Annotated in this window: 13 protein-coding genes; 7 read left to right on the forward strand and 6 right to left on the reverse strand. The window is 57.1% G+C overall.

The features are described from left to right. Window positions 1-120 precede the first annotated feature (120 nt). Window positions 121-1,779: a sulfatase family protein gene (locus tag B3075_RS10200; RefSeq protein WP_290488846.1), complete on the reverse strand. Its 1,659-nt coding sequence runs from the start codon at window positions 1,777-1,779 to the stop codon at window positions 121-123. A gap of 87 nt (window positions 1,780-1,866) precedes the next feature. Between B3075_RS10200 and B3075_RS10205 the strand changes: the two genes are divergently transcribed. After that, window positions 1,867-3,765 (forward strand): RecQ family ATP-dependent DNA helicase, encoded by a 1,899-nt coding sequence (locus tag B3075_RS10205; protein ID WP_290488848.1) that lies wholly within the window; start codon window positions 1,867-1,869, stop codon window positions 3,763-3,765. On the opposite strand, the gene B3075_RS10210 is transcribed toward B3075_RS10205, so the two are convergent. The 4 genes from B3075_RS10210 to nadB are packed head-to-tail and all read right to left on the reverse strand — an operon-like array spanning window position 3,762 to window position 8,806. Continuing rightward, window positions 3,762-4,958, reverse strand: a complete 1,197-nt coding sequence (locus tag B3075_RS10210) for a glycosyltransferase (RefSeq protein ID WP_290488850.1) — start codon at window positions 4,956-4,958, stop codon at window positions 3,762-3,764. The genes B3075_RS10205 and B3075_RS10210 overlap by 4 nt on opposite strands. Beyond that, entirely contained in the window at window positions 4,955-6,163 is a 1,209-nt protein-coding gene (locus B3075_RS10215) for a glycosyltransferase family 4 protein (protein WP_290488852.1), read from the reverse strand. The genes B3075_RS10210 and B3075_RS10215 overlap by 4 nt, the downstream gene beginning before the upstream one ends. Window positions 6,164-6,182: 19 nt before the next feature. Beyond that, on the reverse strand, window positions 6,183-7,208 hold the full coding sequence (locus B3075_RS10220; RefSeq protein ID WP_290488854.1) for a hypothetical protein: 1,026 nt from the start codon (window positions 7,206-7,208) through the stop codon (window positions 6,183-6,185). Then, window positions 7,202-8,806, reverse strand: coding sequence for an L-aspartate oxidase (gene nadB / locus B3075_RS10225; RefSeq protein ID WP_094137343.1), 1,605 nt, complete (start codon window positions 8,804-8,806; stop codon window positions 7,202-7,204). The genes B3075_RS10220 and nadB overlap by 7 nt, the downstream gene beginning before the upstream one ends. 106 nt (window positions 8,807-8,912) lie before the next feature. Between nadB and rlmB the strand changes: the two genes are divergently transcribed. The 6 genes from rlmB to B3075_RS10255 all read left to right on the forward strand — a co-directional run bounded on the left by rlmB (window position 8,913) and on the right by B3075_RS10255 (window position 14,275). Next, entirely contained in the window at window positions 8,913-9,494 is a 582-nt protein-coding gene (gene rlmB / locus B3075_RS10230) for a 23S rRNA (guanosine(2251)-2'-O)-methyltransferase RlmB (RefSeq protein WP_094137344.1), read from the forward strand. A 33-nt stretch (window positions 9,495-9,527) separates the two neighbouring features. Then, entirely contained in the window at window positions 9,528-10,349 is an 822-nt protein-coding gene (locus B3075_RS10235) for a metallophosphoesterase (RefSeq protein WP_290488857.1), read from the forward strand. 92 nt (window positions 10,350-10,441) lie between these two features. After that, a complete protein-coding gene (locus B3075_RS10240; RefSeq protein ID WP_290492091.1) occupies window positions 10,442-10,660 on the forward strand; it encodes a hypothetical protein in 219 nt (72 codons plus the stop codon). 122 nt (window positions 10,661-10,782) lie between these two features. Further along, window positions 10,783-11,190, forward strand: a complete 408-nt coding sequence (locus tag B3075_RS10245; protein WP_290488858.1) for a metal-dependent transcriptional regulator — start codon at window positions 10,783-10,785, stop codon at window positions 11,188-11,190. A 1,040-nt stretch (window positions 11,191-12,230) separates the two neighbouring features. Beyond that, window positions 12,231-13,406: a carbohydrate porin gene (locus tag B3075_RS10250; RefSeq protein ID WP_290488860.1), complete on the forward strand. Its 1,176-nt coding sequence runs from the start codon at window positions 12,231-12,233 to the stop codon at window positions 13,404-13,406. A gap of 461 nt (window positions 13,407-13,867) precedes the next feature. Next, window positions 13,868-14,275, forward strand: a complete 408-nt coding sequence (locus tag B3075_RS10255) for a hypothetical protein (protein WP_094137351.1) — start codon at window positions 13,868-13,870, stop codon at window positions 14,273-14,275. 85 nt (window positions 14,276-14,360) lie between these two features. Here B3075_RS10255 and B3075_RS10260 read toward each other — a convergent pair whose 3' ends face one another. Further along, entirely contained in the window at window positions 14,361-14,531 is a 171-nt protein-coding gene (locus B3075_RS10260) for a FeoB-associated Cys-rich membrane protein (protein ID WP_290488863.1), read from the reverse strand. Window positions 14,532-14,545: the final 14 nt, after the last annotated feature.

A 14,545-nucleotide genomic window follows, 5' to 3' on the forward strand; every position in this document is an offset into this window, starting at 1 on the left:
GGGCGGAAGGGGCGTCTGCCAGCTTCAGCCTTCGTGACGGACCGCGCCGGCCTGCCGTGGGGAAAAATAAAAAAGCGCCGGAAAAACCGGCGCTTGGAAAAGCAGTTTCCTGGGGAGCTGTTACCAGGAAGCGTCGAATTTGGGGATAGGCGTTCCCTTGCCTCCGGGGCTGTTTTCCGGGACTTTATAGGCTTTGCGAAGTTCGTTGTAACGCTTCTTGAGCTGCTCCACCGTAGTTTTGTAGGAAGGATCGTCAATGACGTTTTTCATTTGCATGGGATCCTTTTTCATGTCAAAGAGCATCCATTCTCCGCTGGTCCAGATGTAGGAAAGCGTGTAGCGGTCCGTCCGGATGCCGTCGTGGCGCGGGGCGTTGTGTTCGCCGGGATTTTCGTAAAAACAGTAGTAAATGGCATCCCTCCAGTTGTCGGGAGTCTTGCCCGTGAAAGCGGTGGGAAGCAGGGATACGCCCTGGAAGGTATTCATGTTTTCCGGGGTGTCCGCCCCTGCCGCGGAAACGATGGTGGGAGCGTAGTCGATGTTTTGCACCATGGCGTTGTTGCGGATGCCCGCGGGAATTTTGCCGGGCCATCTCATGATGAGGGGCATGCGGAGGGATTCTTCAAAAATCCAGCGCTTGTCGTACATGCCGTGTTCTCCCATGTAGAACCCCTGGTCTCCGCAGTAGATAACCAGCGTGTCTTTCGCGAGCCCCTCTTTGTCCAGATATTCCATAAGGCGGCCGATGCTGTCGTCCACGGACAGAAGGCACCCCAGATAATCCTCCATGTAGGCATGCCATTTCCATTCCGCAAACGCTTTCGGGTCCTTCAGTTTCCCGGATTTCATGCCGTCCACCAGGGACTTGGTGCGCTTGGCGTAATAGTCCGTCCAGGTTTTCTTTTCTTCCGGCGTCATGCGGTTCAGTTCGCCCAGATCCCAGCCGTAGCCGGGGGAAACGATGCTTTTGCGCATCTCTTCCGGAACCTGGTCCTTAAGCACTTTGAGGTCGGAATAAATCGCCATGTGATTGGCGACGGTCTGCTGGTTTTTCTTCAGGAATTCCGGACGGTTGGCGTAGTCGTCATGGAAGTTGGCGGGCGGCGTCATGCCGGAGGTGTCCACCTTGCCCAGGTGGCGCAGAGCAGGGCACCAGGCGCGGTGGGGAGCCTTGTGGCCCACAACGAGCAGGAAGGGCTTGTTCTTGTCCCGGTTTTCCAGCCACTGGATGGATTTGTCCGTGACCACGTCCGTGGCATAGCCGGGAAATCGCTTCGTCTGGCGTTTGCCGTCCGGCTTGAGGCTGATAAAGTCCGGATTGTAGTAGCTGCCCTGGCCGGGGAAGATTTCCCACGTGTCGAACCCGGTGGGATTTGATTCCAGGTGCCATTTGCCGAAAAGGCCCGTCTGGTATCCGGCTTTCTGCAGCATTTTCGGGTAGGTGGGCTGGGAGCCGTCCAGCGGTTTCTGGCCGTTGAAGACAAAGCCGTTCATGTGGGAATGCCTGCCGGTCAGGATACAGGCGCGGGAGGGGCCGCACAGGGAGTTGGCGCAGTAGCTGCGGTCAAAAACCATGCCCTGGCGTCCCAGTTTGTTGAAGTTGGGCAGGGCGACGGGGGAATCGTCTTTGCCGGTGCCCAGCGTCTGGTAGGCGTGGTCGTCCGTAATGATAAAGAGGATGTTCGGTTTCTTATTTTCCGCGGCCCTGGTTTGGGCTGACAGGGGAACTGCCGCCAGCAGGGCAAGAGTTCCGGCGACGATGGTTTTCAAGGGTCTCATATTGCCTGGAGGATATAGGATGGCGCCGCCGTGTCAATGTCATAGGATTCCTTTTGCCGGTATTCTGCGTTATGGTATTCTTGCCCCATGCTTTCCTCTACTCTGGAAGACACGCTGCGTTTGTTCGGCAAGGAGCGGTTCCGTCCCATGCAGAGGGAGCTGGTGGAGTGTGCGCTGGAGGGCCGTTCCTGCATCGGTATTTTGCCTACGGGTTCCGGCAAGAGCCTTTGCTATCAGATTCCGGCGGTGCTTGGAAACGGGCTGACGGTTGTGGTTTCTCCGCTGATTGCCCTGATGCGCGACCAGGTGGCGGGGCTGGAAAGACTGGGGGTGGCCGCCGCCAGGTATGATTCGACCCTAGCGGAGGAAGATAAGGCCGCCCTGATGGACAGATTGACGTCCGGAAGCGTCCGCCTTCTGTTTGCCGCGCCGGAATCTCTGGAATCCCCGTGGATTCGGCAGGCCATGGAGTTTGTCCCTCCCGGCTTGTTCGTGGTGGATGAGGCTCATTGCCTTTCGGAATGGGGGCACAGTTTCCGTCCGGATTATCTGGGGCTGCCCGGTTTTTTCAAAAAGCACGGATTCCGCTGCGTTATGGCGTTGACGGCCACGGCTACGGAGCGGGTGTGCCGCGATCTGGCCGGCCTGTTTGGCGTGCGCGATGAATGTATTTTCCGGGCTGCTCCGTACCGTGCGAATATTTTCCGTCAGGTGGAAACGTTGAGGGAGCAGGATAAGACCGCGCGGCTGGTTGAATTGTTGAAAGAGGAAGGCCGCCGTCCCGCCGTGGTGTACACGCGGACCCGCAAAGATGCGGAAAACCTTTCCTACGAATTGGGGAAAGCCGGTTTTTCCGTCAAGTCCTACCATGCGGGCATGCCTCCGGAAACGCGGGGGCTGGTTCAGGACGAGTTTCTGGCAGGCGCGGCGGACGTGCTGGTGGCGACGATTGCTTTCGGCATGGGGATTGACAAGCCGGACGTGCGTTCCGTAGTGCATTACCATCCCCCCGCCAGTCTGGAGGCGTATGTTCAGGAATCCGGCCGTGCGGGCCGCGACGGTCTTCCTTCCTTCAGCCTGGTGATGTTGTCCGCCCGCGACAGCGTGGCTGTAGTCAACCGACTGCATGCGGCGGAACCGGACCGGCACGGCATGAAAGGGCTGGTATCCCTGTTGTCCCGCAGGGGGGAGCACATTATTTCCCTGTATGAGGCTTCCTCCGTTTATGATTTGCCGGATGTGGCGGTGGACCGGATGCTGTTTGACCTGAAGCGTTCCGGTTCCGTACGGGAGCAGGGGACGGGGCACAAGTACTACAAGGTGCGCCCTCTGTTCCGGATGGAAGAAATCCTGTGCGGCCGCAGCAGGGAGGAATGCGCCCGGCTGCAATGGATGGATATGCGCCGGCAGGGGGAGGTGGAAGATCTGGCCGTGGAATGGGGAATTTCATGGGAAGAAGCCGCCGCCTGGCTTGGAGACCTGGCTCTTTCCGGGGAATGGAAAGTGGAGATGCGCCAGGCAGCCCTTCATCTGTATTCGGAAGGTTTTGACGCGGAAGAGGCTACGGAGGAATTTGCGCAGTATTTTTCCAGATCCCGGCTAAACGGGCTGGAACGCTGGAAAACCTGCGTTTCCACGCTGACGTCTTCCGCCTGCCTGAATAGAAGCCTGGATGCCTATTTCGGTTTCCGGGACGCATCCGGACCTTGCGGGCATTGTCCTGCGTGCTGCGGGATGGAGCCCGCGGCCATGGAAGAAGAGGAACCCTCCCCGTTACCGGAAGAGCTGCGTTCCGCCGTCATGGAGCTGGCGGGGCAGAGAAAGCCCGCGCTGGCCCGCCCTTCCCAGTTGGCGCGCTTTTTGCTGGGGCTGGCTTCCCCCGCGGCCATGCGCGCCCGGTTGTGGAGCCATCCGCTCTACGGGGCGTTGGCGGACAGGAAATGGGAAGACGTGTGGATTGAGGCGCATGCCTTGTTGGGGAGTTAGAGGGCGGCTTTTCCGCTTTGGGCGGCTTCACAGGCGGCAATAATGCGTTTGCAGGAATTTTCCGCATGCAGCAGGGAACCCCAGTAGCGGGATATTTCCTCAGGGTTGCGTTTTCCTGAGTCCCAGGCGCGTATTTCTTCCAGCAGCGCTTGGGAGAGGCATTCCGGAGAATCCTGCGGGCTGAGCGTGCCTGAATCATGGGAAACGTACCATTGCAGGCAGTTCAGCTGGGGGGTGAGGCGGGGCCCTACGACAGAGGCTCCGGCGCACAACGCTTCTGCGGAGGCAAGGTGCGTTCCCTCGGACAGGGAGGTGCAAAGACTGATTTTGGCCAGGGATTGTTTCTTTTGCAGCTCAATGTTTGGGATATAGCCGGCCAGATGAATGCGGGAGCGAAGGCCTTGCGGAAGGTTGCCGTGCCATTCCCGGAGAAAAGGCGGGAGATTGCCGTAAATTTCCGCTTCCCATTCCGGGGCGTGGACAAGAGCCTGTTCCAGCGTGGACATCAGCAGTCCGGGGCGTTTATAGAGAAGATCGTCCCAGCGGCCTACGGCCATGATGATGTTGCGCTTCTCTCCGGCAAAGCGGCAGGTGGAAGAAATGGGGTTGGGAACCAGGGCCAGTTTCCGGACGATGGATTTTCCATAGAGCCATTCCCTGTCTGCGACGGATTGGAGGGCGGACGGAATGGGGAAAGCGACCACGTCTCCTGAATCCAAATGTTTTCTGCGTCCCCTGCTGGCGAGGTTCCATGTATGCTGTTTCAGGAGGCGCAGCAGGAAAAAAGCGGAACCTTTGATTTTCCCGTGGATGAAAACGTCTTTAATGTACATGTTTTTCGCAATGGGAAGCCAGTATTGCCACGGAAAGAACAGTCCGGAGGAGTCCATGTAGATTACCAGAAAAATTCCCGCGTCATGGATGGCTCTGGCGATGGGAAGGTATTTGCCCATTCCCCACGCGTACAGGACCAAGCCGTCAATACCCAGAGACTTCCACCAGGCGGGGTTTTCCAGGTTGGCGTATTCCGTGCGGATGAGGTCGGGATCATCTCCTTCCCGGGCAGGTGTGGGCATGATGGCCCTGCTCTCCACTCCGATTTTCTGGAAGGCCTTGCAGAAAGCGCCTGAATCACGGGAAAAGAAGGTATGGTCTCCTTTGAAGGAAACCGGCGTGCATGTGTACCATCTCATGATATTGCGGGGGTGGAAGGTGAATGGAAAACGTGAAGCTCGTCAAGAAGGGCTTCCATGGACCGGAGCCATGCGGCGGGGGAGTATGTGGAGGACAAAAGTTGTTGCCCATGCGCGCCCATGGACGGCCAGCGTTCTTCTTCCTTCAGGGCGGTGCGCAGCGTCTCCGCCAGGGATTCCACGGAAGGTTTCTGCGCAATCCAGCCGTTTCTGCCGTGGGTGATGAGTTCCGGCAGGCCTCCGTTCGGGGTAACGATGACGGGCGTGCCGTGGAGCCATGATTCCAGGACAACCATACCGAAGGTTTCCTCCCAGAGGGAGGGCGCTATGGAAAGGCCGCAGGCGGCGCGGACGGCTCCTTGTTCCTCATGGGGAATGAATCCGGTCAGGCGGATGGATTCAAGATGGCGGGAAGAGATATAACGCTCCAGTTCCCCGCGCAGGGGGCCGTCTCCCATCAGGTAGAGCATGCGGCCGGGAGGGGACAGGAGTTCCCATGCCTGAACCAGTTGCAGGACTCCTTTTTCCTGCGTCAGGCGTCCGGCGTAAAGGACGTCCCGGCGGGGCGCTCCGGGGGCGGGGGAAGGATGTTGCCGGATGAAATGCGGGATAACCCTGATTTTATTCTCCGGTATTCCGGTCTGGATGAGAAGCTCCCGCTGGCGTTGGCTGATGGCAATGTAGGAGGAAAAGCGGTTCCAGGTTCCCATGCGGCGCGTTTGATGCAGGACGGCGGCTGCCAGAGAGGAGTACGCGGCGTTTTTTCTCCAACAGACGCGCATGATGCCGGGGAGATAGTTGCCGCCCTGACAGGAAAAGCAGGGCGCTCCGTTCCGGTAAAAAACCCCGTTGAGGCAGCCGGAGCGGTAATTGTGCATATAATGGATGACGGGAGCGGGCTGATTCAGGGCCAGTTCATAGACGCAGGGAGACATGGCCGGGAACGTATTGTGGATGATCCATGCGTCATAGTGGTTTTCCCGCAGGCATTCGCGCAGTTTTTTCTCCACATCCCTGTTGTGGAGCATATAACTCATTTTCGTCAGGGTGCCGTGGGGGCTCCGGCGCAGTTCCTCCGTTGAGTAAACAAAGGGAGTGACGTTCGCTATGGCGCCCAGCGCCTCCGTAATGGCATGGAAGCAGATTTCTTCCCCCCCAACCTCGCTGTAACGGCTGAAAATATGTAGAATGCGTGGACGTTGCATGGCTGCGGCGAAACAGGGGTTATCCCTGGAGTTCCCTTCTGAGTTTTGCGGGATCCTTCAATAGCTCCCTTTGGATGGCTTCCTGCTGCCGGCGCAGGCGGTCTTCCCGTGACTGGAGGGATTTTTTCCCGGCTCCCAGCCCGGAATTGACAAAGGGATTGTTATCCCCGTATTTGGACCACGGGCCGCGCGGAATACGGTAAAATTCCACAAAGCGCCAGTGGACAAGGGCTGTTCCCCCGGTAATGCCCAGATAGTCGCGTACGGCAGGGGAGATGTCAATGCCCGCCCCTTTGTTCTGGGTGTTGACGGGGGGCTTGTTGCCAAAGACGTAGGGCCAGTCTTCCGTGGTAAAGGGGCCGCAGTCTTCCCATTGGGCAAAACAGGAACGCTTGTTGTAAACGATTTGCACCCATCTGCCCTTGCAGACGGATTGCCCTTTTCCCGTGTATTCACGGCGGAACCACGGGATGACCCGCGACGCCTCCGCCTTATGTTCCCCCTTGGAAACGTCATTATAAGGAAGCGCCACGTAAAAGGGATTTTGCCGGGGGATGAATGTTTTCGGCCGGAAGTCCATCGTGCGGCAAACGGGATCCGGGTTGTCGAAGCCGCCGAAGTTTTCCCGCCATGCGGAATCCCACGAACTTTTGTGGTTGGCTACAGGATTGCGCTCCGTGGGTTCTTCCCCCACCCAGAAGACCGTGGCGGTAATGTTGAGCCGCCAGGGATAGGTGCCGGGGCTTTGCCTGGACGTCCTGGGAAGGATGCGGGGTGCCGGCCGCTTTCCTCCCTCTGCTGCCGCGGGCGACTTGACGATGACCCGGGGCAGGGGGTCCCGTTGCGTTGGGGTGATGATGGCGGGCCCTTTGGGCCGTCCGGGGCTATCCGCCAGGGCGCGTGTGGCGCTCCGCCCTGTCTGGATGTCCGCCCTGGCGGTCCCTGCAGGGACCAGAACCAGCAGTGCGAGCAGGCATGCGGACGGGAGGTGGCTCCCGGAGGACCCCTTCCGTAATGCCTGTTGACGCTGCCGGTAGTTTACCATCGGTGCAGTTGGGTGACGAAGCGGTGGTCCAGCTTGCCGGGATAATCCGTATTGAAATGGAGGCCGCGGCTTTCATTGCGGCGCATGGCGCAGTCCACGATCAGGGAGGCCACCGCCACCAGATTGCGCAATTCCAGGATGTCCGGCGTAATGCGGTATCCCCAGTAGAAGTCCTTTACCTCCCGGTGCAGCATCCGGAGCCGCGTGGCTGCGCGGTCCAGCCTTTTATTGGTCCGCACAATGGAGACGTAATCCCACATCAGGCGGCGGATTTCATCCCAGTTATGATAGATGACGGAAAGTTCGTCAGGAAGGGCCGTATCTCCATGGTGCCAGGCGGGGATGTCGTAAGAAGTGGGGGAATCCTTTCTCAGGGGATGCAGGGAAAGCATGGAATTCAGCGCCCTTTTGGCGACCACCACGCATTCCAGCAGGGAATTGGAAGCCAGCCGGTTGGCGCCGTGAAGGCCGGTGCAGCCGGTTTCCCCTGCGGCGTAAAGGCCGTCCAGGCTGGTCTGGCCGTTGACGTCCGTCAGCACGCCGCCGCACTGGAAATGCGCTGCGGGAACAACGGGGATAGGTTCCCTGGCGGGATCGACGCCGTAGCGGTTGCATGTCTCGTAAATCAGGGGAAAACGTTCCCGGACGAACCCTTCCGGCTTGTGGGAGATATCCAGATAAACGCACATGCTGCCCGTCCTCTTCATTTCCGAGTCTACGGCGCGGGCGGTGATGTCGCGCGGGGCCAGGGATTTGCGGGGGTCGTACTTGTGCATGAATTCCTTCCCGTCCGCGCCTATCAGCACGCCGCCTTCCCCGCGCACGGCTTCGGAGATGAGGAAGGAGCGCGCTTCCGCGCCTTCCGCCCGGGTGTTGAAGAAACAGGTGGGGTGGAACTGCACGAATTCCATGTTGGCGATGGTGGCTCCCGCCCGCCAGGCCATGGCTACGCCGTCCCCCGTAGCGGAATCATTATTGGTGGTGTACAGGTAGACGCGCCCGCAGCCGCCGGTGGCGAGCAGCACGCGGTCCGACCGGAAGATTTCCACTTCTCCGGAGACGCGGTCCAGCACATAGGCCCCCAGCACGCGGTCTTCCGTGACGAGGCCCAGCTTGGTGGTCGTAATCAGGTCAATGGCGAAATGGTCTTCCAGAAGTTCGATGTTGGGGTGAAGCTTGGCCGCCTCCAGAAGTTTGGAGGTAATTTCCAGTCCGGTGGCGTCTTTGGCGTGGAGGATGCGCCTCTTGGTGTGGCCGCCCTCTCTGGCCAGTTCGTAATCCTCTCCCTGATTGCCGGAGTCGAAATTCACCCCCCATTCCAGCAGTTCCCGGATGGCGTCCGGACCTTCCTCCACGATAGTGCGCACGGCCTGTTCGTTGCAGAGGCCCGCTCCGGCGTCCAGCGTATCCGCGACATGGTCTTCAAAGGAATCGTTGCGGTCCCATACGGCGGCGATGCCGCCCTGCGCCTTGGCGGAACTGCAATCCAGAAATTTGCCTTTTGTAATGACTGCAACTTTGCCGTGTTCCGCCGCTCTCAAGGCGAAACTCAATCCGGCAACACCTGCCCCAATGACTAAAAAGTCGCTCGTCTTCATCTTGAATGGTACGGCATTATACCATGATGCGGGCCGCCAAGTCACGCCCAATGATGGGGCGGCGGGGCATATTTGTCTGGAAAAGAAGCGTAAAACACGCTAATTGATGGGCATGAGACCCCAAGGGAACGAACAGGAAGCGCGCCGGAACAAGCATGTGCGCAGCGCGCCGTCCAAAATTGCCGTGAAGGCGCTGGGAGAGGAGGCGCTGGACGGGATTCTGGACAAATCCCCCAACCCTCTGCTGCTGATTCTGGACTGCGTGCAGGACCCCCATAACCTGGGAGCCATCCTGCGGACGGCGGACGGCGCGGGAGTGGATGCCGTCATCGCCCCACGGGACAAATCCGTGGGCATTACGGAGACGGTGCTGCGCGTTTCCGTAGGCGCTGCGGAGAAGGTGCCTTTTATTCAGGTGACCAATCTGGCGCGTACCATGAAGCAGCTCCAGAGCCGCGGCATCTGGATATTCGGCACATCGGACAAGGGAGACCGCGGCCTGTATGAAACGGACTTCACGGGGCCGGCCGCTCTGGTGATGGGAGCGGAAGGGGAAGGAATGAGGAGGCTGACGGAAGAGAACTGCGATTTCCTGCTGAGGATTCCCATGAAGGGAAGCATTCCGTGCCTGAACGTATCTGTGGCTACGGGCGTATGCCTGTATGAAATGGTGCGGCAGCGTTCCTGATTCCATGACTGTTTTTCTTCCTCCCTCGTCTTTATGATTCAGGAACTTGCTCTTGCTCCGGGGGACCGCGCCAGATTTATCTCAGACATTCATTTCGGCCATGCCAAGGCGCTGGTGCGGGAGCCGGAAGAGCTGGAGTTTCTTCTGGAGGGGTGTTCCCATCTGGTGGTGTGCGGCGACCTCAGTGAAACCCGTGAAGGCCCCTGCCGGGAGGAAGGTTTGGAAAAACGGGCCCGTTTCCTGCGGATGTGCCGGGCTGCCGGGGTACAGCCCGTTCTGCTGGCCGGCAACCATGATCCGGACGAGAAAGCCGGACTGCTGAAATTGCAGGGCGGGCGCATCTGCGCTTTGCACGGCCATGCGCTGTTCAGGGAGGTGGCCCCGTGGGGATGGGAATATTTGAAAAACAAGCAGATTTCCCGCGAACTGATTGCCGCGTTCCCGGAGGCGGATGCGGATTTGCTGCGGCGGCTGGAGCTGGCGCGTGCCATGAGCGTGCTGGTGCCGCCTGTTTACACGCGTCCCGGAGCACATCAAAATAAGCTGGTGCGTTTTTTGGCTCATTCTGCCTGGCCGCCGGAACGGCCCGCGCGGATTCTTCTGGCATGGCTGACGATGATGCGGCGCATGAGGAAATTTGCGGACTGTTTTTTCCCGGAAGCGGAAGTCGTCATTTTCGGCCATCTTCACCGCCGGGCGGTGAGCGGGAAAAAGGGGAGGCGGCTGAACGTCAACCTGGGCGCCTGTTTCCGCCATGCCAAGTGCTGGGCGGCGGACGTGACGCCGGAGGGGGGCGTCTCCATACGCAGTTATACGCCCGGGGGATATGACGGTCCGGCGGCAATCCTCCGCTGATTGATGTCTTCCCCGGAGAAAAAGGTGAGGGGAACGCGTCCGTGTTTAGGCGATAATGTGTTAGAGCACCGAATGACTAGTCCATACAGTTTGTGGACGCGTTCCCCATAGAATTTGACCGCGCCTGTTTCCCCTTGCGGCTGGCGGGACAGTTTTTCCCGGAGCTTTTCAGGGCGCAGCCCCGACAGCAGCAGGGGCGCGGGGAGGAAAAAAATCTGGAGAAGAAGGACTCCGTTCTGGCGGATGCGCCGCCGGAGCGCTTTCTTTCACTGTTTCTTTCCGAATCGGGGCTGATCATGAATCAAAGTTAGTGCGCACTAACTATTCTTGCAAGAAAAAAGTTTGGTTGATCTAATATTTTCCAGGAAGAGATTGACTTGGACAGATCCTTGGCTATTGTTTTTTTGTTAGTCAAACCTAATAAGAGTCAACCATGATGCACAAAAAATTCCCCACTCCGGAGTTGAGCAACAGTCTGGAGGATTATATTGAGGCTGTCCGCAACATTGAGTTGGAAAAGGGGTGCGCCACCGTAGGGGAGATTGCGGAAGCCCTGAATGTGAAAAAGCCTTCCGCTTCACTGGCCATGAAGCAGTTGAAGGAACGCGGCCTGGTGGAATACACGCAGTATTCTCCCATTGCCCTGACCGGGGAAGGCCGTTATTACGCCGACCGGGTCATTTCCTGCCATACCATGGTGAAGGAGTTCCTTATGACAGTGCTGAAGATGGAGGAAAAACGCGCCGATGAAGTGGCCTGCTGCATTGAACATATCATGACGCTGGAGGAAATCTCCCGTTTCCGGATTCTGACGGAACGTTGCAGAGAGAGAGGGGTATAGAATACATGGGGCAGCCCGCTTCCCCGGCCGGCTGCTCCGCGCCGTAAACAGGAACCGTAATCCGGAATGCTTTAGCCATTCTAAGCGGAGGCGGCGGAAACACCTTGAAAAACAGAAGAGAGGAAACTTTCCCTGCTATGCGGAGAAACAAGGGCCGGGCCGTTTTTCCGGACTTCTCGCGTTCTTCCGGTTCGTGGCTGCGGAGCGTTTCCGGCCTGAGTTTGTCCGGCGTGCGGAGAATGGCCTGGGGCTGGTTTCTTCCCGGATGTTTGCCAGTTTCTCTGTGGCCTCCCGCTGGATGTTCATGGCTTTCAACATGCTCTGAACGGCCCGTTTCCGGGCAGCGGGACTTTTCACTGCTTTCGCATTAATGGCGGCGATTATTACTCCGACACCCCCTCATAGGTCCTTGTCGTTCATGTAACTCATGGTCATTATGTTGATTGGGTTCATCCGGCCTTGACGGCATGCAGCCGCTTTTCTTCCGGCAGGATGGGATTATATCCAATCCAGTCTGCATTTTCTATGCGTTTTCTCGACGTTTATGTTGAGTTAAATTAGTGGGAACTAATTTTTTTTGATGGGTGTAAGAATATTTTTAGTATATTGATAATAAGTAAAATATAATAAATCGTTGTGGTGATGGCCGGAGCCGGTCAAGGGAATCGGGAAGAAAAAGTGTTGACCGAATAGTTAGTTCAATCTAACTTTGCCGTGTTGCATGAACTTGGCTCATACAGGACTTCGCCGTTTCTTCCGCCGGATCTGCCGGTACAGGAAACTGGCCGGGCTGCTCATCCGGCGTCCCAGATACCGTCTGCTTTGCGGAGACTGTGAGTTCTGTATGGGGGCATGCGGCAGAGCTGTGAAAGAGCAATCCCGGCAGAACGGAAGCGGAGCACTTTCCCTGTAAAGAAAAGCGCCCCCTCTCCGCCGCCTTGGATCAATAATACAATCATTATTCCACAAATATCCAACAATAAGACTAACCGTTTTCTATGAAGAAGCATAACATAATGGCAATGGCGTTGACGAGCCTCATGGCTCTTCCTGTAATCGCTCAAGACAGCACCCCTGCTATTGGTGATATTTTACAGGGTATCAACATGTTTACCCCGGAAGAAGACGATCCTGCCTACAAAGTGAAGGCCAATGATAAGTACGGCGCCCAATGGGCTGTGGATATGGCCTACGGACTTTGGAATACGGAAAAGGTTTCCAATGTTAAGCGCCATACCAACCTGGCTCTTCTTCATGCCCAGCTCAATCAGCGTCTTATTGAAGACAAGGCCAACGGGGGAACCTGGTTGCGTGTGGAATTTTCCGGCTCATGGGGGCTGGATCGCGAATCCGCCCAGAGCGATACATTTTTCACTGAAGCCTATGCCACGGCTTCCGGCTTGCACGCTGACGCGATGGGACCTCATGAAGGGATATTTCCTGAAGTGGCCCTGATGCAATACTTTGCGGGGAAGCGTGCCTGCCTCATCGCAGGTATGGTGAACCTGACCAACTACTTTGATGCTGTCAGCATCGCCAATGATTCTTTCTCTTCTTTCACCAATGACGGGTTTGTGAACTCCACTATTCTTCCTTTGGCGGACAGCAATGTTGGCGGTATTCTGCAAGTTGAACTCAACCGCAATAATTACATGATGGTTGCCGTTTCCCGCACGGGATGCGATTCCGGATACAACCCCTTTAATTCCGATCATGGCGATGGTTATGCCGTGGTTGGCGAATACGGCCATATTTTTGCCGACGGCGCTGCGACTCTCCGCGTCAATCCGTTCTATGCCAGTACGGATGTGGACATGGATGACGGGACCGGGGAACGCCGCCGCCAAAATGCCGGACTTGTCGCGAGCATTGAATATACCCCCTGCGAGCCTTTGACCATTTACTCGCGAGCCGGGTTTGCCGCCAAACAATACTTGAGCAATTCCGCTGAATTCTCCGTGGGAGCCAACGTTAAGCTCTTCCCTTCCCGTGAAGATGACTTCCTGGGCATTTCCTACGGTGTGTTCAAAGGGCAGACTCCCTGTGACGGAGAGCGCGCTGAGCATAACCGCGAACAAGTGTTGGAAGTCATGTACAGCTTCCAGGTGAATGATTACTTCAAGGTTGTTCCGCATTTCCAGTACATTGCGAATCCGGCTTACAGCGCTTCCAGCGAGAATATTCTCTGGGGCGTTCAGGCTGTCTTTTCTTTCTGACCAGCTGATTTTGGACGCGGCCGCCTTTTCTCCTGGATTGGGCATGGCCGGAATTTGATGAAAACGCAGTCATATTAAATCTTCCTTATCTGTCTCCATGCAGTGAGCGGAATCCTGCGTGGAAAAGATATAGAAGGGGTCTGCATGACCTGGCGGCAGCGCCGCATTCTCAATCAGGTAGAGGATGCGGCGCTGCTTATTTGATTACGGAGCGTTTGTCCTCCCTTGATTGACGTCTGCCGGCTGATCTGACCGGCAATCCATGCCGGCTCTTGGAATGGCCCTCAGTCTTCCGGGGCTGTCATAAAATACCGTCAGATGAAGATAAGGCTCCCTGCCGCCGTTCCCGGAAAAGCAGGTTTTTTGCCACGCCAGAAGATGGATGGAAACCGTAACGTTTCCGAGGCTCGAAGCGTTTAAAACCATATTGACTTGAACGGAAATTATCTTAAACTGACAGAATGAGTAAGGTTCAATGGGAAATTTCAAATGATGAAGTGACCGACCGTGATACTGCTCTGCGCCGCTTGCAGGAAGGAACGACCGGCCACGTAGTGTGCGCCCGCGACGGTGCATGCCTCCAGTCGTACAAGGAAGCGGACGGCGTGTACCATTGCGAAATCGTATTCAAGGAGGATTCCTGCTGCCCGCCGGTATTCGCCGCCCCGGAAGGGGTGACGGGAAAGGAACTGGAAATGCTTTACGACCGTTTTGCCAATGGAGACGATTTTTCCTTTGTGGAAAAGGAATGGGAACCTCTGATGGCCGTGGAATACCGCCACCGCCACAATGTGATGTGGTTCATTTTCCTGTTCATTGCGCTGGTAATTGCGGTTATGGCGGCGTACCAGCACGGCTGGATTAAGTGACAGGAGCGGCATGCGACGCGGCAAAAAACCTGCAAACCGCGGAAAACGGTTTGCAGGTTCTGGAAGGAATGACCGGAGCCGGGGGCTAATCCCGTTTTCCGTGGTCGTGATGGTGGCCGCCGCAGCAATTTCCGCCGCAACAACCGCCGCTGTCATTGCTGCAGCTGCCGCAGCAATTTCCGCGCTTGCTGAGGATTTTGTATAACGCGTAGGCCAGAGCCAGGAAAAGAAGGGTGGCGATGATATATGTTCCCATATTGGTCAGTAGAT

It is taken from the genome of Akkermansia sp. UBA7090, from assembly GCF_002493465.1.
Classification (GTDB): Bacteria; Verrucomicrobiota; Verrucomicrobiia; order Verrucomicrobiales; family Akkermansiaceae; genus Akkermansia; species Akkermansia muciniphila_A.

Excerpts from the sequence above, each read along its gene's own strand:
- B3075_RS10210 (WP_290488850.1), bottom strand. The coding sequence starts at position 4,958 with ATGAGATGGTACACATGCACGCCGGTTTCCTTCAAAGGAGACCATACC.
- B3075_RS10250 (WP_290488860.1), top strand. The coding sequence starts at position 12,231 with ATGGCTCTTCCTGTAATCGCTCAAGACAGCACCCCTGCTATTGGTGAT.
- nadB (WP_094137343.1), bottom strand. The coding sequence starts at position 8,806 with ATGAAGACGAGCGACTTTTTAGTCATTGGGGCAGGTGTTGCCGGATTG.
- B3075_RS10215 (WP_290488852.1), bottom strand. The coding sequence starts at position 6,163 with ATGCAACGTCCACGCATTCTACATATTTTCAGCCGTTACAGCGAGGTT.
- rlmB (WP_094137344.1), top strand. The coding sequence starts at position 8,913 with ATGGGCATGAGACCCCAAGGGAACGAACAGGAAGCGCGCCGGAACAAG.
- B3075_RS10260 (WP_290488863.1), bottom strand. The coding sequence starts at position 14,531 with ATGGGAACATATATCATCGCCACCCTTCTTTTCCTGGCTCTGGCCTAC.
- B3075_RS10255 (WP_094137351.1), top strand. The coding sequence starts at position 13,868 with ATGAGTAAGGTTCAATGGGAAATTTCAAATGATGAAGTGACCGACCGT.
- B3075_RS10200 (WP_290488846.1), bottom strand. The coding sequence starts at position 1,779 with ATGAGACCCTTGAAAACCATCGTCGCCGGAACTCTTGCCCTGCTGGCG.
- B3075_RS10245 (WP_290488858.1), top strand. The coding sequence starts at position 10,783 with ATGATGCACAAAAAATTCCCCACTCCGGAGTTGAGCAACAGTCTGGAG.
- B3075_RS10220 (WP_290488854.1), bottom strand. The coding sequence starts at position 7,208 with ATGGTAAACTACCGGCAGCGTCAACAGGCATTACGGAAGGGGTCCTCC.
- B3075_RS10235 (WP_290488857.1), top strand. The coding sequence starts at position 9,528 with ATGATTCAGGAACTTGCTCTTGCTCCGGGGGACCGCGCCAGATTTATC.
- B3075_RS10205 (WP_290488848.1), top strand. The coding sequence starts at position 1,867 with ATGCTTTCCTCTACTCTGGAAGACACGCTGCGTTTGTTCGGCAAGGAG.